This window comes from bacterium (assembly GCA_037147175.1).
Classification (GTDB): domain Bacteria; phylum Cyanobacteriota; class Vampirovibrionia; order Gastranaerophilales; family UBA9971; genus UBA9971.
Genome location: JBAWVS010000020.1, coordinates 22,605 through 44,568, shown reverse-complemented (window position 1 = coordinate 44,568; position 21,964 = coordinate 22,605). Strand labels below are relative to the sequence as shown.

16 protein-coding genes are annotated in these 21,964 nt (G+C 32.5%); 7 read left to right on the top strand and 9 right to left on the bottom strand.

Annotated elements, in window-relative coordinates:
* Positions 1-378: 378 nt before the first annotated feature.
* The 3 genes from WCG23_06485 to WCG23_06475 all read right to left on the bottom strand — a co-directional run bounded on the left by WCG23_06485 (position 379) and on the right by WCG23_06475 (position 4,838).
* The gene (locus tag WCG23_06485) at positions 379-2,013 is read right to left on the bottom strand and encodes a glycosyltransferase family 2 protein (GenBank protein MEI8389517.1); all 1,635 of its coding nucleotides are present in this window, start codon (positions 2,011-2,013) and stop codon (positions 379-381) included.
* 346 nt (positions 2,014-2,359) lie between these two features.
* On the bottom strand, positions 2,360-3,970 hold the full coding sequence (locus tag WCG23_06480; protein ID MEI8389516.1) for a hypothetical protein: 1,611 nt from the start codon (positions 3,968-3,970) through the stop codon (positions 2,360-2,362).
* 235 nt (positions 3,971-4,205) lie between these two features.
* The gene (locus WCG23_06475) at positions 4,206-4,838 is read right to left on the bottom strand and encodes a hypothetical protein (protein MEI8389515.1); all 633 of its coding nucleotides are present in this window, start codon (positions 4,836-4,838) and stop codon (positions 4,206-4,208) included.
* A 645-nt stretch (positions 4,839-5,483) separates the two neighbouring features.
* Between WCG23_06475 and WCG23_06470 the strand changes: the two genes are divergently transcribed.
* On the top strand, positions 5,484-6,719 hold the full coding sequence (locus WCG23_06470; protein MEI8389514.1) for a GntR family transcriptional regulator: 1,236 nt from the start codon (positions 5,484-5,486) through the stop codon (positions 6,717-6,719).
* Between the two features lie 242 nt (positions 6,720-6,961).
* Here the strand turns inward: WCG23_06470 and WCG23_06465 are convergent, their stop codons facing one another.
* Positions 6,962-7,438, bottom strand: coding sequence for a TspO/MBR family protein (locus tag WCG23_06465; protein MEI8389513.1), 477 nt, complete (start codon positions 7,436-7,438; stop codon positions 6,962-6,964).
* A gap of 127 nt (positions 7,439-7,565) precedes the next feature.
* On the opposite strand from WCG23_06465, the gene WCG23_06460 reads away from it, so the two are divergent.
* Entirely contained in the window at positions 7,566-8,510 is a 945-nt protein-coding gene (locus WCG23_06460) for a 3'-5' exonuclease (protein MEI8389512.1), read from the top strand.
* A 149-nt stretch (positions 8,511-8,659) separates the two neighbouring features.
* Here WCG23_06460 and WCG23_06455 read toward each other — a convergent pair whose 3' ends face one another.
* Complete coding sequence (locus WCG23_06455; protein ID MEI8389511.1) at positions 8,660-10,474, bottom strand: U32 family peptidase; 1,815 nt, start codon at positions 10,472-10,474, stop codon at positions 8,660-8,662.
* Between the two features lie 209 nt (positions 10,475-10,683).
* Between WCG23_06455 and WCG23_06450 the strand changes: the two genes are divergently transcribed.
* The 4 genes from WCG23_06450 to WCG23_06435 all read left to right on the top strand — a co-directional run bounded on the left by WCG23_06450 (position 10,684) and on the right by WCG23_06435 (position 15,872).
* Positions 10,684-11,595 carry an HAD hydrolase family protein gene (locus WCG23_06450; protein MEI8389510.1) on the top strand — a complete coding sequence of 304 codons (912 nt, stop codon included), beginning with the start codon at positions 10,684-10,686 and terminating at the stop codon, positions 11,593-11,595.
* A gap of 108 nt (positions 11,596-11,703) precedes the next feature.
* Positions 11,704-12,210: an NADH-quinone oxidoreductase subunit NuoE gene (nuoE, locus tag WCG23_06445; GenBank protein MEI8389509.1), complete on the top strand. Its 507-nt coding sequence runs from the start codon at positions 11,704-11,706 to the stop codon at positions 12,208-12,210.
* A 53-nt stretch (positions 12,211-12,263) separates the two neighbouring features.
* Entirely contained in the window at positions 12,264-14,105 is a 1,842-nt protein-coding gene (nuoF, locus tag WCG23_06440) for an NADH-quinone oxidoreductase subunit NuoF (protein MEI8389508.1), read from the top strand.
* A gap of 18 nt (positions 14,106-14,123) precedes the next feature.
* Entirely contained in the window at positions 14,124-15,872 is a 1,749-nt protein-coding gene (locus tag WCG23_06435) for an NADH-dependent [FeFe] hydrogenase, group A6 (GenBank protein MEI8389507.1), read from the top strand.
* A 51-nt stretch (positions 15,873-15,923) separates the two neighbouring features.
* On the opposite strand, the gene WCG23_06430 is transcribed toward WCG23_06435, so the two are convergent.
* Together WCG23_06430 and WCG23_06425 are read right to left on the bottom strand one after the other, a co-directional pair.
* Positions 15,924-16,565, bottom strand: coding sequence for a hypothetical protein (locus WCG23_06430; GenBank protein ID MEI8389506.1), 642 nt, complete (start codon positions 16,563-16,565; stop codon positions 15,924-15,926).
* 46 nt (positions 16,566-16,611) lie between these two features.
* Entirely contained in the window at positions 16,612-18,420 is a 1,809-nt protein-coding gene (locus WCG23_06425; protein ID MEI8389505.1) for a KUP/HAK/KT family potassium transporter, read from the bottom strand.
* Between the two features lie 162 nt (positions 18,421-18,582).
* On the opposite strand from WCG23_06425, the gene WCG23_06420 reads away from it, so the two are divergent.
* Positions 18,583-19,086, top strand: coding sequence for a nicotinamide-nucleotide amidohydrolase family protein (locus WCG23_06420; GenBank protein ID MEI8389504.1), 504 nt, complete (start codon positions 18,583-18,585; stop codon positions 19,084-19,086).
* Between the two features lie 31 nt (positions 19,087-19,117).
* Here WCG23_06420 and rlmN read toward each other — a convergent pair whose 3' ends face one another.
* Together rlmN and WCG23_06410 are read right to left on the bottom strand one after the other, a co-directional pair.
* Positions 19,118-20,155: a 23S rRNA (adenine(2503)-C(2))-methyltransferase RlmN gene (gene rlmN, locus WCG23_06415; GenBank protein ID MEI8389503.1), complete on the bottom strand. Its 1,038-nt coding sequence runs from the start codon at positions 20,153-20,155 to the stop codon at positions 19,118-19,120.
* A gap of 7 nt (positions 20,156-20,162) precedes the next feature.
* A complete protein-coding gene (locus tag WCG23_06410; GenBank protein ID MEI8389502.1) occupies positions 20,163-21,806 on the bottom strand; it encodes a tetratricopeptide repeat protein in 1,644 nt (547 codons plus the stop codon).
* Positions 21,807-21,964: the final 158 nt, after the last annotated feature.

The window sequence follows — 21,964 nt, the reverse complement described above, 5'->3', positions numbered from 1 at the left end:
TAATAATTTGACTTCCGCCATTAATAATTTTATTTCATTACCAAAATCATCTATAGATTCTTTTACATCAAACAATATGCCGTCTATCCGCTCACTCATTAGTCTTAACCTCAAGATTTAAATTACTTTGACTTGTTTAAAAATAAGCTTTATTAACTTGTGTTAGATTGATTCATTTTTGCTTCCTTTCTTTTAAACCTGTCTTATACAAAATATAATAAGAAAGATAATTATTTTTACAACAAGTGTTTTGGATATACTAATTATATACCTGCAATATGAATTTATTGATTAAATTAATAATTTCATAATAATTAAAATATTTAAGCTTTGAGGGCTTATATTGGGATTGCTGTCAAAATTTTCACAAGAAAGCTTCTAAGTTCTTGTTTTATTATTTTCAACACCCAACTGCTGAAGAATATAATTTTTTGCCTGAAAGGGAATTATATTTAAACATCCATCCCAAATATAGGCGTATTCCTTTTCTTTTGAGGCGTTTTTGAAATTATTATAAAGGCAATATCCCTGTTCACCGTCAGAATGCGATATTATAGATTCCGGCATGTAAAAATATCCGCAGTTTGCGCAAATTTTTAGCGCAAATCCGTGACTTCTAAGTTTTCCTATAATTTCTTCGACAGCATAATTAATGCGGGGCTGTTTGGAGGAACTAAGCCTCTTATTATTGAAAATAAAAACCACCTGAGAATATTCATCTGTTTTTACAATCTCAAGCTTACATGGAAGTTCTTTTCTCCCATTTGTAATCGTGGCATTTACTGTGTTTTTATCATAGTTTAAAGTTTCTGCTATTACTTTTTTGTTTTTTTTCTTAATAGGTTTTGGTTGAGAATTTGACAAAAAACCTTTAAATACGGATTTCACATACAATACAGGAGTAATAAAAAATAGTGCAAAAGCATTTTTGTAATCATTAAACCCGCATCTTGCCGTAATCATGGAATAGGCGTCTACTACGAACTTAGAAGCCAAAAGACAGACAAGATATTTAAAACTTACTGTCTGCGAAAAAGAAGTTACAGGATAAATTTTATAAATAAACATCAACGCAGCAGTCCATAATACAAAAATTGTATTTGACGGATAGATATGTGAGAGAATAAGTTCTTTTACACCAATATTAGAGCTTGAAAATAAAAGCGGAAGATTATTTTTCAGAGTAATTAAGCCTTTATATCTTCTTTCATAATCTTTTTTTGCAATGCTTTTTAAAGTTTCATTAACAGGTTTTGTTACTGTTATTTCATTTGAATATAAAACAGGAATTTCATTATTTTTTAAGTTAATTGAATATTCATATTCTTCAAAACCGTATTCTGTTTTTTTGAATTTGATTTTTTCGAGGATTTCCTGTCTTATAATAAAAAGATCCGAATCAATCGTATTTCCAAGAGAAGAATAAAATCTTCCATGTCTTATAATTCTGTTTTTTAGTTTATTTCTGAAATTTAATATTCTGTTTAAAAAATTGTTCTTCTTATATAAAACTTCTCCGACAATGACAGGATTGTAATGAACAGACGCATTAACTTTTTGAAGAAAATCACTTTTTATTCGACTTTCTGCATCTAAAAACACAAAAGCATTAGTATTTTCGCATGCCAAAATCCTTTCAAAGAGCCAGCTTAGTGCTTTAAATTTGCCTAGGGGTTTAACATCCGTACTCATTCGCCATAATTTTGTTCCGCCTATTATTTCAAGAAGTTTTGTATTCTCATCATTGCAATTATCAAGCAGGATATTTATTGAATATTTATATCTTTCATAATCTTGTTTATTTAGTGATTCTATAAGCTCTTTAACTTTGTTAGAATTGTTGTGCGAATAGATTACAACTGTTAAGTTTTGCTGAAACTTTGCCAGATAGTCTTTTTTGGCAACATCAAACAATCTTCCTCTCGAAGAATTATAAATAATAACAATGTTATAAACTATAAAATATGTTAAATATATTAATATTATCCAGGATATTAAATCCACAAAAAACATAAACATGCCTAATTAGTTATATAAACTCAAATTTATACTATATTTTTACCATAATAGCATTAGTAAAAGTTAACATTCCAAAAACTTTAACTTAACATATCTTCAAAACTGCTTTTTATTCTATATATTTTAAACAAGATCAGCTATTTCATCCCGGTCGCCAATTAATTTATTTTTACGAATTGTCATTCTGAGGGTTTTAACCCGAAGAATCTGTCCAGTAAGCATTTTTAGCTAAAATCATAAATTGGACAGATCCTTCGCTTTGCTCAGGATGACATTCTCAAAAATCAATATTTGCAATAATTTTAATTAATTGGCGACTCGAGTTATTTCATGTTTATTTTCAGGGTGCAATTGATAATCTTTGTTTAAGACTTTTATCTACAGAAATTAACGCTTCATTTCCTACAAATTGCTCGAGTGAAATTCTTGCACTAAGGACTTTTTGTCTTGATTTGTATTGATCTGCGATTGATTCTCTGTAGAACACATCTGCAACTGCCTTAAGATCAGGTGAATTTTTTTGCACCGATTCATAATATTTTTTTCTGTTTTTTAAAACTTGATCAGAAAAATTCAGATTTGATAATGCCCCTATATAATTACAATACAAGTTAACAAGCTTTAACTGAAGATTATCTGTTTCCTGAGCCAATAATACCAAATCAGAATCTGTAACTTTAGAGAGATGGGCATTTAATTCTGCATTATCAGAAGAAAGAAGTGAATTCAACATGCTTCCGCTCAAAAGTGTAGTTGTAGCAGTTACAGTATCGCCTGCACCGACTCCAATAATAGAGGCCACACTTGCCAGGGGAGAAAGTATTTTTTTGACCGCACTTGTTTTTTCAATTTTTCCGTCGGGATTTGAAAGTTTCAAAATAGCAAATCTTATCGTTTCATTTTTTTCCACCGCAGAATTCCAGAGAATATTAAGATCCGAGACCATGTCTTTTTTATCCTGATCCAACTCAGAACCGGTTTCCTGTGCTAATTCCCTGACGCTTTTATCCGAATAATTGTTTGTATTTAAATTAGCTACAGGTTGAAGAAGAGCCACCGGTTTTTCTTTGATATCAGAAATCAAAATTTTACCTAAAGTAAGGTTATTTAGTGTATCGGTTCCTGCAAGTCTCTCTAATTCAAGCCTGTGAGTCTTGACTTCCTGCTTTAAATCCATTTCATCCTTAATTGCATTATCATATAAAGCCTTAGCTGCCATTAATGCCAATGGGTCTTTAGCTCGAAAAGCAACAGAATATGCCATATTTTGTTTTAAGACTTCTTGTCTGGCTGTCTTTAAGGACTCGAGTCCGCTTTTATATTCATAGTAATTTTTAATCGTTCTGTCCTGCAAATCTTCGACAAGTCTGGCAAGATGTATTAATTCCGTATCAGTCAAAGGAAATTGTTTGGGTCTTTCTTTTGAAGAAATCACTCTGCCGGCAAGAGTTCCTGCCGCTGATGAGGCACTTGAAGTCAGGGGATCAGCACCCAATAATCCCGGCAAAATTGATGCTCCGCTTATTAAAGTACTTACCGTTTTTGCCATTATTGAAGAATGCACTCTTCTTTGTTCAGCCGGCATGGCTAATTTTTTTAGCGCAAACTTAATTATAGGATTTCTGTCTATAGTTGATTCCCAGAGAACTTTAATATCATCTATATCCATTTTTTTCTGAACTTGAAAATACTGGCTCATCATTTCGTCTTTGGATTTGAACAGCTGACCGTCAATCTGTTTAACTGGTTCCGTTACGTTGATTTTAAGTTTATTTTCATCATTAATTTTCAGTTCAACGTCATTTTGATTAATGCTTGAAACATAATCAGGTTGATTCTGCGAAAGAATATTAACGGTTTGCTGCTGGCTAACAGCAACTCCTCCGCTTGCAAAAAGTGCTATAGATAATAAACAAATAATAGTTTTAGAATTGATTTTCAAAGTACTCATTAAAAAAATCCACGCTTCGAATTTAGTTAAAATAAAATGAGTTTATATTTTCGAAAACTCATCGTTTCCGAAAATAACGCTCCTACTATCGAATACCGCTTTTTTGTCGGTTGTTATAATCCAAAATTTATTTTTAAAGCGGTATGTACTACTTTATAGCACACACAAAAATTTCTTTATAGAACACATGGGGAAGGCTGTTTTAATTATTTATTAAATTCATAATTTGATTTCTTTACTTTTTTGGAAAAATAAATGGTGAAGGCTTATCATGTTCAGTTATGTACCTGAGATAACTTTCCATTGATAATGCAGAAAATTCTTTTTCTGATTGCATATAATTGCTCCAAGCCCCTTGTAATTTAGATTTAACTTGTGAATAGCCTTTTTTATAGCCGTTCTCTACCTCTGTCTGTGTCAAATTATTCCTGAGAGGTCTGGTTACATTTCTTGCAATAGTTTCAACAAGTTCTCCAAGAGTCTCTTTACATGAATTAATACCTGAAGTTCCCGCTTTTTTTATTTGATCATCAAACCATCTAAACATCTCACTTGCTGCTACTCTGGTGCCTTCTTCATTCTTGGCGATTACCTTAAAAGGGTAAAGCAAGCTCGTTCCATCAAGACCTTTAGGTATTTCTGTGTATTTTTCTATTTCAAATTTAACTTCAGGATATTTTTTTGTAACTTTATTAACTAAATTTTTTATTACATCCGGAACTCCATCAGGAATTTTAAGATTATCGACAACTTTGTCAGTACTGATAATTGTCTGAACTGCTGTTTTTTTTGTGTATGCAGCTACGCTTTTCCCTGCCAGCGTGGACTTATGTTTAATAGATCCTGCTATTATTCTTGAAAATGACATTTTTGCCTCTCCTTAATTCTATAACGATTCTTCCTCTTAGTTAAAGTATTCTCTATATACAAAATTGCTTTTTATTCCTTATATATTAAGAATCATTAAAACAATTTAATAATAAAAACATATTAAGTGTATTTTTTACCCTATTGTGAATAAGTGTAAATATTACGCTTAAAAATATACCGTTTAAATAATTTTAGAATTATAATAATTTCATAATAAAAATATGACCTCTAACTCTCTATTTTGAACTAGAACCTCTAAACCCCCTTGGAGGTTTTTTTTTGTTTAACAAAACCTTTTCAAGAATAAAATTAAAGAAGATACATGACTTTAATCCATTAATTACTGTTTTTAAACATGACTTTTTGACATGTAGTTGATTATTTAATATAAGAGTTTATAAATCTTAATAATAATAACAAAATCTTTAATCTTTGAAATTGCAGTTATAACAATGTTTTTAATCATTGTTTAAATAATTTAACATATTTTAATTATTATTTTTTTCAACTTAAGCAATTTTTATTAAATTATTGTTTTAATATTAATAAGGGAAAATATTAAACGATTTATTAATTATTTTGTTATTTAGTTAGAAATTTAGAATTGTAGTTTTGAATACGGCAGGAGGAAAGGAAGATAATTATGAGCGAAGCATTATGGACTCAAGAAAACTCGGGAAACGCGGAAGAATTATTAGGTCTTGATAATAAGAAAAATATTAAGAAATCAAACCTGCTAAGAATAGATATATCTGCATTGCCTGATAAACTTCCTGATTTCAGGAATTCTGAAAAAACAAAAGACAGTATTCTTGCAGATTGGCTTGTTAACTGGATTAATACAGGCTTAAAAGAAGATAAAATCAGAGCAAACCAGTTATTACCTCAAAAAAATATTATTGCAGGCAAAGTAAATTTAAGTATAGGTACAGTTCAAACAGCAATCAGGCTTATTGAAGACCTTGGCTATGTTGAATCAAAACAACGTATCGGCACATTTATATGTGATAGAAACAATCCTGAAAAAGAATTAAGAAAACAAACCTCAAAAAGAGAAAACGCCATTGAAGCATTAAAAAAATTAATTTTCCAAAACAGATATGAATTAGGCGATCTGCTTCCTTCTTCGAGAGAATTGTCAAAAATCATTGGAAGCGCACCAAACACTACAAGATTAGCGCTTGAATATCTTTCAAATATTGACATAATTGAATCAAAAGGATTGAAAGGAAACAAATCAACCTGGAGACTTAAAGCATTACCTCAAATCTCTGAAGTCGAACTGGAAGCATCAAACGAAGTTGATACTGATACACTTGTAGACCAAGTGGAAAGGGATCTTAAAGAACTTATAGTTCAAGGTTACAAAATCGGTGATAAATTAATTTCTCATTATGAACTCGCTGATACATTAAAAGTAAGCATAAAAACTGTTCATGATGCAATGAAAAGACTTGTTGAACAAGGCATTCTTCAATCAAAAAGAGGCAGATACGGCACATTTATTTTGCGTTTACCGTCAGACAAACAATTAATGACCGGTAAAGAAAGTGAAATATTCGCACCTGCTTTCCAAGCAAGCCTTTACAACTACGAAAAAGTTGAAATTCACCTTAAACAATATATTAAAGAAAATTATAGGCTTGATGATAAACTTCCTGCAATGGGAAAACTGGCTCTTGATCTTAAAGTAAGCAGCAACACCATAAGAAAAGCCCTGCAAAGACTTTCCGAACAAGATATCGTAAAATTTTCCAGAGGAAGATACGGCGGAACTTTTATCACTAATTTGCCTGAAGATGCCGAAGAAAAAGCGGCTTCACTTACCTGGTTATCAATCAACCCCGAAGTTGCAAATCTTTATAGTACAAAAAAATAAAAAAATTACACAAGAAAAAGAGCCGCTTATATAAGCGGCTCTTTTTTTATATTTTTAACAAGATAACTTGAATTGCTAGATAACTCCAATTGCTAAATAAATTAATCAAGCTGTCATTGCGAGGAAGCTCGAAGAGCTGACGTGGCAATCTGTTTTGGGCTTAAAACCCAAAAGGGACAGATATTTCGCTTTGCTCAACATGACAAGAAGAAAATTAACTTGCAATTAGAGTAAGATAAACTCTAAGAATTTAACAGCCATACCGACAAGTTTAAACCTGACGCAAAGCTGACCCAGAATATATAAGGAATCAATAAATAACTTGCTACTTTACTTATTTTATAAAATTTATAAAAAGTTATAAATACAAAGACCAAAAGCAAAACTATAACAAAAAATCCGCCCATAAGAGATTTGAGTCCAAAAAATACCGGAGGCCATAAGGCATTTAAGAAAAGCTGTATACCAAATATTATTAAAGCGTGCTTTTTCCCGGAACAATTTTCCGTTTTTAAAACCATAAACAATGATATGCCCATTAATAAATATAAAATTATCCATACAGGTGCAAAAAGCCAATTTGGAGGACTAAACTCGGGTCTGTTCAGAGAATTATACCACGTTAAAGCTTTTTCTCCTGTCGCAAAACTGCCGATTATACCTGCACTTTGACAAATTAAGATTGATCCGGTTAATTTCAAAACACTTTTTTTATCCATTATTAAGACCTCCTTTAGATTATTTATTGAAACATATAATAATACGAAAACAACTTGCCAATAATGCGCAAATTTTTGTAAATGTGGTATCATTCTATTAAAAGAGCGTGTGGTAAAGAATTTTATTATGAATTTAGAAAATCAGGATATTAAGATAGTACTGGACATAGAAACAACAGGTCTGGATTATAAAAGAGAAAAAATAATCGAATTTGCTGCGGTAAAACTCGTAAACAATGTGATTACTGAAGAATTCGAAACACTGGTTAACCCAAAACAAGAAATCAGGTCATCAAGCATAAGCATTCACCATATAACACCGGAAATGGTGGAAGATGCACCGACAATTGAAGAAGTAATGCCTAAAATACTGGATTTTATTCAGGATTATCCTATTGTCGGACATAATGTAATATTTGATTACAGTTTCATAAACAGAGCATGCGAAGACCTTTACGGAAATACCGTAAAAAACCACAGAATTGACACTTATCAAATGTACAAAGAAGTTTTTCCAGATGACCCGTCGCATGGTCTTGAATCATTAATGAACAGATTTAATATTGATTTCCCTCTAAGACACAGAGCGATGGCAGACGCAAAAGGATTAGCTTATGTTTATCCTCATTTAAAGATTTTTTATGACAAAAAAAGAAACTGGCAGTTATCGCAATTAAACAATATTGAATATCTTATGGAAAGATATCTGAGGGTTCAACATACTATTCAAATGCTTCAGGCAGAAATGGCCGATATTAAATCCATCTTTAAGGTTCATTTTGAAGAAAACGGCAAAGAAATCAGAGCTGTATCAGGCGAAACTCTTGTAAGTTATTCAAGACCTTCTTATAGCTACGATTCGGAAAAAATAAAAGATATCGTAGATGCTGCAGGACTTCATGAAAGATCATTTAAATTAAACAGCGGTTTTATAGAAAAACTTATAAACGATAACGGACTCGACCCTGAAATGCGTAAACAATTAATGTCATGCCGCACGCATATAAGTGAATCCAAATCCGTCTCCGTCCAAAAACCCGAAAAAACTTCCGTTAATTCAGTAGAAGTTTAAATTTGAATTGCTAATTTAATTTACACGTCATTGCGAGGAGAGGCTTTAGACTCGACGAAGCAATCCATTTTGTTTATTATAGATTGCTTCGCTGCGCTCGCAATGAAGATTTTGGCGATTTAGCTATTCGAGTATTTAAGTCAAAATTATCAGAAATAAATTTCCATTTCGCATTTTGCACAGTTAAATTTAAGCTCATATTCATGCTTATTTTCATCAATAAGATAAAGCGGCTCTGAATGATCTGACTGTAAATTAACTTTTGGGCAAATATTAAATTGATGCTTAAGGCAATATTTTGTTGTCATAACTTTTTTACCCGTCATGTCCAATCCTGATTCAGCAGCAGACTGAATTTCTTCAACACAATGCCTCTTATAAAACACTTCTGCGTGTTTATTCAAAACATTTCCGAAGTAATCAAGCTTTTTATCGGGATACGGAAAGTTATTTTTTTCTATTTTAATTTTTTGCTGCTGATGTAACTCACTTCTTTCTTCTTCCAGCTTATTTATGAGCTGCCTTCGTATTTCGTTAATTTCTTTTACAGGTATAAAATAAGCTTCTTTAAGATTTATTTCAATAGAATCAGCGTAAAAATCTGTTTCCCCTAATTTTAACAGTTGTTTTTCCAGTGTTTCTAAGGCTTTTTCTTTGTTTTGTGCTGTATCAAAATTATTTTTCAGGCTGATTTGAGCCTTTGCACCTTCTTCATCTATTGCTACAAAAATCAAATCCTCATTTTCTTGAGATAAATAAAGATTTACACCTATTTTTCTTTCTATTTTTGAATTTTTAAGAGTTTTCAAAAATTCATGATCAAGGTTTCTGTAAATAAAAGTGTTGGGCTGAATCTCTTTTATGTCATCGGGGAAAATTTTATTTTCAATAACTTTATTTATTATTGTTCCCTTAAGCTCAAGATTTTTGTCAAAAAAGCAAATCCCGTCGGCATTATTCAGTTTTATGTTTTTGGAAATAGTAAAATAATCTTTTCCTACAAAATCAATTTTTCCAATTTCTTCTCCCATTGATTTAGGTGTGTTTACAGAAGAAATTTTTCCAGATCTTTCATTAAGAAAATACTCTGAATACCCTCTGTTAAAAGTTTTATTCGGATTAGGCGAAAAGCTTATTATACTTTTTCCGATAGAACTTTTTACAAGAGAGTTTTTATCAAGAACAAGATCAAGATTTTGTCTGTAATAGCTGACTATGTTTTTAATATAACTTATATCTTTGAGCCTTCCTTCAATTTTGAGAGAAGAAATCCCTGCATTTATAAGATTTTCAAGATAAACAGAAAGGTTTAAGTCTTTTAAAGAGAGCAAATGCTTATCCTGTGAAATAATTTTATTTTTGGAATCAACTAAAGAATATTTTTTTCTGCACGGCTGTGCGCAATTTCCCCTGTTTGCACTTCTTCCGCCAATTGCGTAGCTCATCTGACATTGACCGCTGTAACAAACACAAAGCGCGCCATGAATAAAAAATTCAAGATCAACTCCTGTTTTTTTTCTGATTTTTTTAATTTGTTCCAAAGAAAGCTCTCTGGCTAAAATCACTCGTTGAAACCCGATTTTTTCAAGAAATTCTATTTTTTCAGGAGTTGTGTTATTTGCCTGAGTGCTTGCAAATAATGGAATAGGAGGCAAATCAAGCTCAAGCAAACCCATATCTTGAATTATTATTGCATCAGCTCCTATTTGGTAAAGTTTATGAATTAATTCATAAGCCTGTCGGATTTCGCTGTCTTTTAGGAGTGTATTAATTGTTATATAAACTTTTGCACGATATTTATGCGCAAAAACAATGAGATGTTCAATATCTTCAAGAGAATTACCTGCGGATATTCTTGCTCCGAATTTTTCAGCTGCGATATAAACAGCATCTGCCCCGCATTTTATGGCGGCAATTCCTGACTCAAGATTTTTTGCAGGTGCAAGAAGTTCTATTGGTTTCATGTTTATTTATCAACCTTTTTAATATTATATTTTATACAAATCGAGTTTATTTTCGATAAACAGGCAAAGCCTGGTTTTTTCCAAAAAACTCAGCTAATAAACTATACCTCTTTGGTTATATATTTTTCATTTTTCGATTAATTTTTATAAGCGGTATAAATATCTAATTAGGGCTTTAAAAGATTTATTAAGCTATTTATATTTTAAACATGAAAAAATCTGCATGTAACATAGAAAAATATAAAGAATTGAACAAAAGCTACAAAATAATTGCTTTTGACTGGGATGGAACAGCAGTTCATACCAGAAATGACGATGTTTCCGAACTTATAGAATCACTTGAAAAACTTCTGAATAACGGAGTGTATATAGTTGTTATAACAGGTACGAACTTTGAGAATATAGACAAGCAGTTTTCTTCGCACATAAAAGGACTTTGCAAAAAAAATCTGTTTATCTGCACTAATAGAGGCTCGGAAGTTTTTGGTTTTGATCAAAATTCTCAGCCTGTTATACTTTTTCGTCTTAATATAAATGCCGAAAAAAATAAACTGCTTGATAAAATTACTGAAAAAACAAAACATGATATTGAAACAAAATATAATATACAGCTGGAAATAATTTATGATCGATTAAATCGCAGAAAACTGGATCTTATTCCCGAATGGGAAAATCCTTTAAAATCAGAAATTGACAACTTAATAGTTGAAACTGAAAAGAAATTAAAAACCGTAGGCTTAAAAGAAGGAATAAAAGGCGCATTTAGCTTAATGGAAAATAATGCAAGACTTTTGGGACTCAAAAATGCACGAATAACAAGCGATGTTAAGCATATAGAATTAGGAGTGTCAGATAAAACAGATTCGATAAAATGGATTTTAGAAAATTTGGCAAATCCAAACAAGATTTCTGATAAAGATATTTTAATTATCGGTGACGAATTTGGTTCAATAGCCGGTTTTGAGGGAAGTGACTATAAAATGGTAATTAATAGTCGCAAAGACATTACATATTTTTCGGTAGGAAAAGAACCAAACGGTCTTCCCTCACTGATAAAGCACATAGGCGGCGGCCCTGAATGTTTTTTTAAAATTATAGAATATCAATCAAAAAGTGTTTAATTATTTTGTCAGTTTGTATTATAATTGTATTGTTCAATTGTGAACATAATCACGATTGAGGTATCTAAAAAATAATGTTGTTAAAATTTTTAGTGAATGGTGAAAAATATGTCGAATTGCACAAATTGTAACTGCAACAGCCAGAGCAGTAAAAATTTACCTGAAGACCTTAAAAAAATCTTTGAAAAATTTACAAAAAAAAGAGAAAATGTGATCCCTTTACTTCAGGATGTTCAGGAGAAATATGGCTATCTTAGCAAGGAAAACCTTATATTCATATCTGAATACCTAAATGTACCGACCAGTAATGTTTACGGCATAGCAACATTTTATAACCAGTTCAGATTAGTGCCGTTAGGGCTTCATATAATAAGAGTATGCAGAGGGACTGCCTGTCACGTAAAAGGCTCTGATAAAATTCTTGAAAAAATCGAGTCAGAATTAAATATTAAAGCCGGTGAAACTACTGAGGACGGACTTTTCTCTCTTGAGACTGTAGCATGTGTCGGAGCTTGCTCAATTGCACCTGTTATTACAATTGATGAAGAATTTTACGGCAGATTACAGCAAAAAGATGTTACTTCGTTAATTAATACATACAGAAAATCAAAATAACTGACGGTCAATTTTAATAAAATTTGAAAATTATCTGAGAGGATTTGAATAAAATGAGCAATAAAACTAAAATTTATGTTGGGATGGGGACTTGCGGACTTGCAGCAGGAGCCAAATCTGTTTTTGAAGCTATTTTAACCACAATTAAAAACTTAAATATTGAAGCTGAAATAATTCCCACAGGATGCGTCGGATATTGCAAAAGAGAAATCATTGTAGACATAGCAAAACCTGATTATCCTAAGTTATCATACGGAGATGTTACCTCAGCAGATGTTGAAGGTTTATTGAAATCTGTCCTTGTTGATAATATTAATAATCACAAATTAATTATCGGGAAATATCCTACAGAAAAAGCTATAGACAAAGATGATCTTAATGAAGTTCCTTCAATAAATGAATTACCGTTTTTCAAAAAACAAAGAAGACTAGTGTTAAAAAATTGCGGGCATATTAATCCCGAGTCATTGCAGGATTACCTTGATTTCGAAGGATATGAAGGATTAAAAAAAGCTTTTGCCGCAGGGCCTTTAGGAGTAATTGACGAAGTTAAAAAATCAGGTTTGAGGGGACGAGGCGGCGGCGGATTCCCTACAGGAATGAAATGGGAATTCGGAAACAAAAGCCACCCTAAAGATCCTGACAACCAGAAAAAATACATGATATGCAACGCTGATGAAGGAGATCCGGGCGCATTTATGGACAGAAGCGTTCTTGAAGGCGATCCGTTTGCCCTTCTGGAAGGTATGACTATAGCTGCTTACGCTATTGGAGCAAGTTACGGATATATTTATGTCAGGGCAGAATATCCTTTAGCGATTGAAAGACTTGAAAATGCCATAAAACTGGCTAAAGAAAATAATTTGCTTGGAGACAATATTCTTGGCAGCGGATATAACCTTGAAATAAAAATTAAAAAAGGCGCAGGCGCTTTTGTATGCGGTGAAGAAACAGCATTAATAGGTTCTATAGAAGGAAGAAGAGGGATGCCCAATCCTCGCCCTCCATTCCCTACAGAAAGCGGAGCTTTTGGCTGTCCTACAGTAATTAACAACGTGGAAACACTTGCAAATGTTCCCGGTGTTTTAAGACACGGCGGTGAATGGTTTGCAAGCGTCGGCACTGACTCTTCAAAAGGCACAAAGGTTTTTGCTTTAACAGGAAAAATCAATAATGCAGGACTTGTTGAAGTACCGATGGGAATTTCTCTCAGAGAAATAATTTACGAAATCGGCAACGGAATTATTGACAATAAAAATTACAAATCAGTACAAATAGGCGGTCCTTCAGGCGGTTGTATCCCTGAAGAGCATCTGGACATAAAAATCGATTATGAGTCATTGAAAACAGTAGGCGCAATGATGGGTTCAGGCGGTCTTGTAGTTATGGACGAAGGAACATGTATGGTTGACGTGGCAAAATATTTCGTGGAATTCTGCACAAAGGAATCCTGCGGAAAATGTACCCCTTGCCGCGAAGGCACTATGAGAATGTTTGAATTTTTGGAAAAAATTACTACCAAAGATATAGATAAACAGGAAAAAATAGACGCCATTAAACATTTACAACATCTTGCAGGTGTTATCAGGGATACCTCGCTTTGCGGATTGGGTCAAACTGCTCCAAACCCTGTACTTAGCACATTAAGATACTTCAAAAACGAATATGACGCGCATATTTATGATGAAAAATGTCCTTCAGGACACTGCAAAAGCCTTATTAATTATGAAATTAACGAAAGCAAGTGCATCGGATGCAGTATTTGTAAAACAAAATGCCCGACAGGCGCAATTGTGGGAGAAAGAAAATCTCCACATAAAATTCAAACCGCAGTCTGTATAAAATGTGATCAATGCGTACAGCTTTGTCCTGTCAAAGCAATAGCAGCGAAATAATAGAGGTAAATTTTAGTTATGGAAACATTAAACGTAAATATAGAACAAAAAGTTACTATAAATATTAACGGAGATGATATAAAAGTATCAAAAGGGACTACAATTCTTGATGCTGCTAATCAAGCAGGAATAAATATTCCGACATTATGTCATTTAAAAAAATGCACACCTACAGGTGCTTGCAGAATTTGTGTTGTAGAAATCGAAGGTGCGAGAAATCTCGTAGCATCCTGTACAAACCCTGTTGCAGAAGGAATGAAAATACAGACCCACTCTAACAGAGTAATCGATGCTCGAAAAACAATTATTGAATTAATGATTGCCAATCATCCGCAAGACTGCTTAAAATGCGACAGAAGCGGTTTCTGCTCGCTCCAAAATCTTTCCGAAGAATATGGGATTTCTGAAATACCTTATCAAGGAAGAAAAAGACATAATCCGATTGATTTATCATCACCTTCAATTGTAAGAGATGCCGATAAATGCATTCTTTGCGGAAAATGCGTAAAAGTTTGCGAACAAATTCAAACCGTAAATGCGATTGAATTCACAAAAAGAGGTTTTGAAAGCATTGTAGCTCCTTCTTTTAACTGCGCTCTCGGCGAATCCACCTGCATAAACTGCGGACAATGTATTATGGTTTGTCCAACAGGCGCTTTAACCGAAAAATGTGCAATCGAAGATGTTAGAGCCGCGCTAAAAGATCCTACAAAAGTTGTTATCGCCCAACCTGCTCCTGCTATAAGAGTTACTATCGGTGAAGCAATGGGAATGGAAGCAGGCGCAATTTCTACGGGAAAAATGGTAACAGCACTTAAAAAACTCGGATTTAATAAGGTTTTTGATACAGACTTTGCCGCAGATTTAACAATTATGGAAGAAGGAAGCGAACTTGTTCACAGAATAACAAATAACGGTGTTCTTCCAATGATGACCTCCTGTTCACCTGGGTGGATAAAGTTTATTGAACATTTTTATCCGTCATTAATTCCGAACCTGTCAACATGCAAATCTCCTCATCAGATGCTTGGAGCGGTAATTAAGAGTTATTGGGCTAAAAAAGCAGGAGTTGACCCAAAAGACATCTATGTTGTTTCAATAATGCCTTGTACTGCTAAAAAATTCGAAGCACAAAGACCGGAGCTTCAAAACGACAATTTAAGAGATGTTGATGCGGTTCTTACCACAAGAGAACTGGCAAAATTACTTAAAACAAGCGGCATTAACTTTAGCAAACTTGAAGAATCAGAATTTGACAACCCGCTTGGCTTAGCTTCAGGTGCAGGTGATATATTTGCAGCTTCAGGCGGCGTAATGGAAGCTGCTTTAAGATCAGCATACTTTCTAATTACCGGTGAAGAACTTGAAAATATTGACTTTACAGCAGTTAGAGGCTTAGATGGTGTTAAAGAAGCTACGATTAACATAAAAGGACTTGATGTTAAAATTGCTGTAGCCAGTTCATTAGGTCAGGCAAGAATATTAATGGACAAAATACAATCAGGCGAAGCTGATTATCACTTTATAGAAATTATGACCTGTGCAGGCGGATGTATTGCAGGCGGAGGTCAGCCGTTAAATACAGACATCGAAAGAATTAAAGCCAGATTACAAAGTGTGTACGCAATTGATGCAAAAAAAGAACTAAGGAAATCTCACAAAAATACAGATATTCAAAAACTTTACGAAGAATTTTTAGGAAAACCTCTTGGAGAGGCTTCCCATAAATTACTTCATACCCACTATAATCAAAGAGAAAAATTCTAAATTTCTTTCAAATTTAATAGGAAGGATATATAAAAAATAGACATTGTGGTGTTATTTGAGCAATTCCTCATAGTTTGGAATATCCATTAATATCCACTCAAAGAGCATCCTTACATCCCCAAAATCTATATCTCCGGCATCTTTCATTAAAACTGAATATGAAAGATCATAAATTTTTGGTGTTGCTTTAATGCCGAGTGAAATTGCTTTTTCTGTAGAAAATTGTCTGGTTTTTTCATCATAGACATCAGAATAATTTAATCCGAGACTCATACAATGCGGAGCATTATTTTTGTTGGGTTTATCAACGTCTTTATAAATTAATCCGTGAGATCTGCACAATAACGCTCTATATTTGTAGATTCCACAAGCACCATTAAGCAAAAGAGGACAACTGTACGCATACTCCATAAGATTAGGATTTGTTTTCATAAAGATTCTTCTTTCTTTAAGAATATTAATTGCTGCTTGATTGATTTTTTCTCTCTCTTCAGCGGTAAAATTTTCACTCAAACCGATTTTTATATATTCATATTCAAGTTTTGATACGGGATAATAAGACGATTTGCAACATATATCACAGCCTGCCTTGCACTTAAGAAATTCTTTCTGATCTTTGAAGTAGACATCGAGTTTTTCTTTTAAATTTTCAGTATAAGCTATATATTTTTCCAATGAGGAATTATCTGTCATTATTAAGTTTCCTGCAAAATTCATTAAAACATTTTAATTTCAGTTTTTAAATATTTACACGTGTTACAACACCGTGCAATTTTCTTGACGGAATGGAATAGAACTGTACAAAAGAAGGGGTTACTTTTTTTATTAATACAAAGAATTTCCATATTAAATTATCAGTCATAATTTCTTCCATACCATAAAATATAACTTTATCCTGAATTCCTGCATTATGAAGTATTTTTTCCAGATCAAGCAGTTCCATATAACCAGCCTGAATTTCAAAATTTTTCAAGCCTTCTGTTACTTCATCCTTAAAACAGCAATCGATTCCGAAAGGCTCATCCAGAATATTTATAGATACAAATATATTTTCCTGATAGATTATATTGTTTGAGCAGATTGTATTGTATATATATGGCGGAATTCGGTCTATATCTTTTATAAAAAATAAAGCAGCTCCGTTAATTTTGCATTCATTTTTATAGATTTCATTAAATTTAACAAGAAATTTATCAAGTGGCACAGGATGAAGTTTGCTATAGAGCTTTCTTTGTCCTCTTGTGTAAATTAAAATTGTCGCAAAAGGAATAAAAGCAATAATTACTGACCAATAGCCGCCATGCGGGATTTTAAACATATTTGCCGTAAGAAACATAATATCAACTATGGTAACAATTACTGCAAAAGAAAATTTTAAATAATTTTTCTTCAGGAAGAAAATCCAGGACATCATAATACCTGTAATAGACATTGTTCCTGTTACAGCCAGACCATAAGCCGCTGCTAAATTGCTTGATTCTTTGAATTGAAACATAATCATTACTACAAAAAATAAGAGAAACCAGTTAACTGTAGCTATATAAATCTGTGTTCTTAATTCTTGAGAAGTGTAATCAACTTTAAACATAGGCATTATTCTGGTGTTAATACCCTGATAAACTATTGAAAACATCGCACTAATAAGAGCTTGAGATGCAATAATCGTTGCAAGAATACTTAATACGAGAAAAGGCACATACAAAAAATGTGTTTGGTTGTATACCATGGCAAATAAAACATTTTTTGCCTCAGGGTTGTGGACAAGAAAAGCGCCCTGCCCTAAATAACATATTGCAAGCGCAAAAAATACTACTGACCACGCCTGTATAATAGGTTTTTTCCCAAGATGCCCCATATCCGCATAAAGGGCTTCTCCTCCCGTAGCACAAAGAATTACTTCAGACAGCACAAAGAATCCCATAAGACCCTGTGTAGTCAAAAATTTAACAGCATAATAGGGATTTACAGCTTTTAATATTTCAGGATAATGAGATACAGAAATTAATCCCGAAACAGTAAGCGCTAAAAACCATAAAACCATAATAGGTCCAAAGGCTCTTGTAACTTTTTCCGTACCTTTTTTTTGAAAACAAAATAAAGCTATTGCAATAATAGCAGCTATCGTAATAAGAATATTCTGGTTTATATCAGCAAATCCCGGAACAAGCCTCAAACCTTCCACAGCCGACAAAATACTGATTGCAGGAGTAATAACTCCATCGCCAATAAGTAAGGAAATCCCTATATATGTGAGCAGAGTGACAAAGCCTGCTTTTCTTACTGATTTTAACAGAGGCGTAAGTAGTTCTCTGAGTACTATGGTTCCGCCTTCACCTTTTTTGCCAAGGCTCATTGCAAGCCATGAATACTCTACAGTTACCAGTATTGTTAATGTCCAGAGAATTAAAGATATTATCCCTGTTATATTAAACACAGTCGGTTTTAATAACAGGAAAATAACTGTTACTGTATATATAGGACTTGTCCCAATATCGCCAAAAACAAGCCCAAAGGACTTTATCACCTTAGAAAGATCATGATTATTCATAAATTTTTTATCTGTCTCAATCAGCTATTATAACTTTATTATATTCATAAAAATAAATTAAAATCGGGTGTAAAAAGTAATTGAATGATGTAATATTATTCAAGAAGACGAGCTTTTACAAGTATTATTAATAATTGTTAATTTTCAAGGGAAATAAAAAAGTTGAATAGCAACGATATAGTGAAAAATATTGAAGAAATCATCGGAAGACTTCTACTGGAGAAAAAATTGACGATTTCTATAGCAGAATCATGCACAGGGGGGCTAGTTAGCTCGAGATTAACAGATATTTCAGGCAGTTCTGCATATATTAAGCTTAATTTGGTAACTTATTCCAACGAATCCAAAATAGAAATGCTCAAAGTTCCTGAAGAAATACTGACAACTTACGGAGCCGTAAGCGAACAAACTGCTGCTGCAATGGCAGAAGGAGCAAAAAAACTTTTTATAGCTGATATTGGTGTAGGAATAACCGGAATAGCAGGACCAACAGGTGCAACTCTTACAAAACCAATCGGTCTTGTTTATATAGGGATTTCAAACGGGGAAAAAACCGAAGTACTAAAAATCAATGCCAACCCTTTGTGGAAAAGACGTAAAATAAAATTTTTTGCCAGTGAAGAAGCTCTGGAATTTTTGAAATTGTTTATAGAAAAAAATTATTAAATCCTATCTTGTAAAAAGATATAAATTAAAGTCATAAGACCTGACCTGCAAGCTGTCCGCAAGCGGCTGCTATATCAGTACCTCTTTCCAGTCTCACGGTAACTTTTCTTTCAACTTTTTCAAGAACGTTTTTGAATTTATTTATTCTTTCCATAGAAGGTTTTTTGAACATATCACCACATACAGGGTTGTAGGGGATGAGATTTATATTGTATTTTAAGCCTTTTAACAGCTTGTTTACTTTTTCTGCATGTTCAACAGAATCATTAACTCCCTCTATCAAAGTATACTCAATAGTTACACGTCTTCCTGTTTTTTCTGCGTAATGTTTCATTGCTTTTATGACTTCATCAACCGGATATTTTTCTTCTATGGGCATCAACTTTTTTCTTAGCTCATGATCAGGTGCATGAAGTGATAAAGCAAGAATAAGCTGCCTGTTCATTTCTGTAAGCTGATATATTTTTGGAACTATTCCGCTGGTAGAAACAGTAATACGCCTCATTCCTATTTCAAGCTCGGAGTTAATTATGTTTATTGACTCAATAGTTTCATCATAGTTAAGAAGCGGTTCTCCCTGCCCCATATAAACCAGATTTGTCACAGTAAGCCCTGTATCTCTTTGAATTGTTAGAATCTGATCGACAATTTCTCTTGCTTTAAGATTTCTGATAAAACCTCTTTTTCCTGTTGCACAGAAAGTGCAACCGACTGCACATCCGACTTGTGTACTGACGCAAGCTGTTAAATTCGGACGTTTATCAAAACTCATTAAAACAGTTTCAACAACATTCCCGTCAGGATATTCAAGAAGGTATTTTATAGTCCTGTCTTTGCTTACCAGTTTTTGTTTTATTTTGATGTCAGAAATTATTGCAATATCTTGAAGTTTATTTCGAAAATCTTTTGACAAATTACTCATTTTTTCAAAATTATCAGCATTTTTTTTATAAAGCCAATATTGGAGCTGTCTTGCTCTAAAAGCCGGCTCATCGTTTTCAATTATAAATTTTTCAAGTTCTTTTAGAGACAGTCCTGATAAAACTTTTTTATTTTCCAAATTATTCATTAACAGTTTATTTTGATTCTTCTTCTATAATAATTCCCAGATTATTTTTTGCTTCGATATGATTCGGATTTATCTCAAGAGCTTTTTTATAGTTTGATTTAGCTTCTACATAACTTCCTTTTGCTTCACAAACCAGTGCCAGATGATAATAAGAGTCAGGATTATCCGGTTCAATTTCAATAGCTTTTTGCAGTTCTTCTTGTGCCTTATCGCTAAATCCTGCTGTCCCTAGAGCCACTCCGAGAGAATGCCTTGCCTTATAATCTTCAGGATAAAGTTTTACCGCATCATAATAATAATTAATTGCCGTATTATGTTCACCGATTTCTTCATAAATCTCACCTATATTCAGTAAGATTTTTATATCAGAATTAGATAATTCAAGAGCTTTATTAAAATGAGAAATTGCCACCTCATAATTTTTTACGGCATGATTTATTTTTCCAAGATTATAATAAATTTCCGGATTTTTAGGATTAAAATTTACAGCCTCAATATACTTATCAAGCGCCGTCTGATAGTCTCTTCTCTTAAAGACTTCCTGACCCAATTCACAAAGAAGGTCACTTATTTCATATTTGTATTTTTCTTCTTTTTCAGCAGTGCCGGCTTCTCTGATTAATTTTTTATAGGCACTAATTGCTTCATCATATTTTTTGAGATTTTTATAAGAAAGTGCTATTAGGAAAGAAGCTTTTTCAAAATCAGGATGCATCATTAATAATTGTCTGCACATTGAAATTACTTTATCATAATTAGCCGCTGCAAAATAAATGTTTGCAAGGTCATAACTCATTTCAGGTGTAACTTCATAACCTTTTTCTATTAAATCATTGTAAATTTTTGCTGCTTTATCGTAGTTTTGGAGTTTCATATAAATATTTGCCAGATCAAAATGGATATTTATTTCAGAATCATCAAGATCTATAATTTTTCTGTATATAAACGCTGCGTTTATATAGTCTCCAATTTTTAAATATATATGACCTATTCTTTTAAATAGATCAATATCTCGTCCATCTATCCTGGATATTTCTTCCAATTCAGAAATGGCTCTTTTAAATTCACCATTATTATAGAAAAGACTTGAAAGTTTTTTTCTTGCTTCAATATTAAAGTGATCTTTTGTTAATATTTTTCTTAATTCTTTTATTGCATTATCAACTTTTCCTGCTTTTGCCAGAGAATCCGCAAATTTGTATCTTACTTCCTGATTATCAGGAAACGCTGATAGGATTACTGAATAAAGTTCAATTGCTTTATTATTTTTTTCTTCATAATAATAACAATCAGCCAATTTTTCTAATGCATTTCTGTCTTTTGGATCATTTTTTACTATATGGTTAAAGTGCTTCTCAGCTTTGCTTATAAGATTTTTTTCTATTAAATAATCTCCAAGTACAGCTCTTATTGTCAAATCATCAGGACTTTTCTTTATGTAATCTTCAAGCAAAGATATTGCTTTGCTTAATTGCCCCATTTCATAATACATATTTGCCTTTTCAATGACTTTATCCTGGCTCAAATTGCCTTCCACATCATAAAGGCTTCCGTTCTTTTCAGATACAGGGACAATAAACTTATATAAAAGTGTAATAATTAAGCCAATTCCAAATATCCCAAATATTCCAAATATTATCATCTCATTCATAAGTTAAAACTGTTTCCTTAAAATATAATCATTTAACATAGCTGCTGGGAATCTCCATTTTAAACATATAATATATTTTATAAAATCAATAATATTATATTCCTATTTGATATTTTACATGATTTACATAAAACAATGAAGCAGATTATTTAAATAAT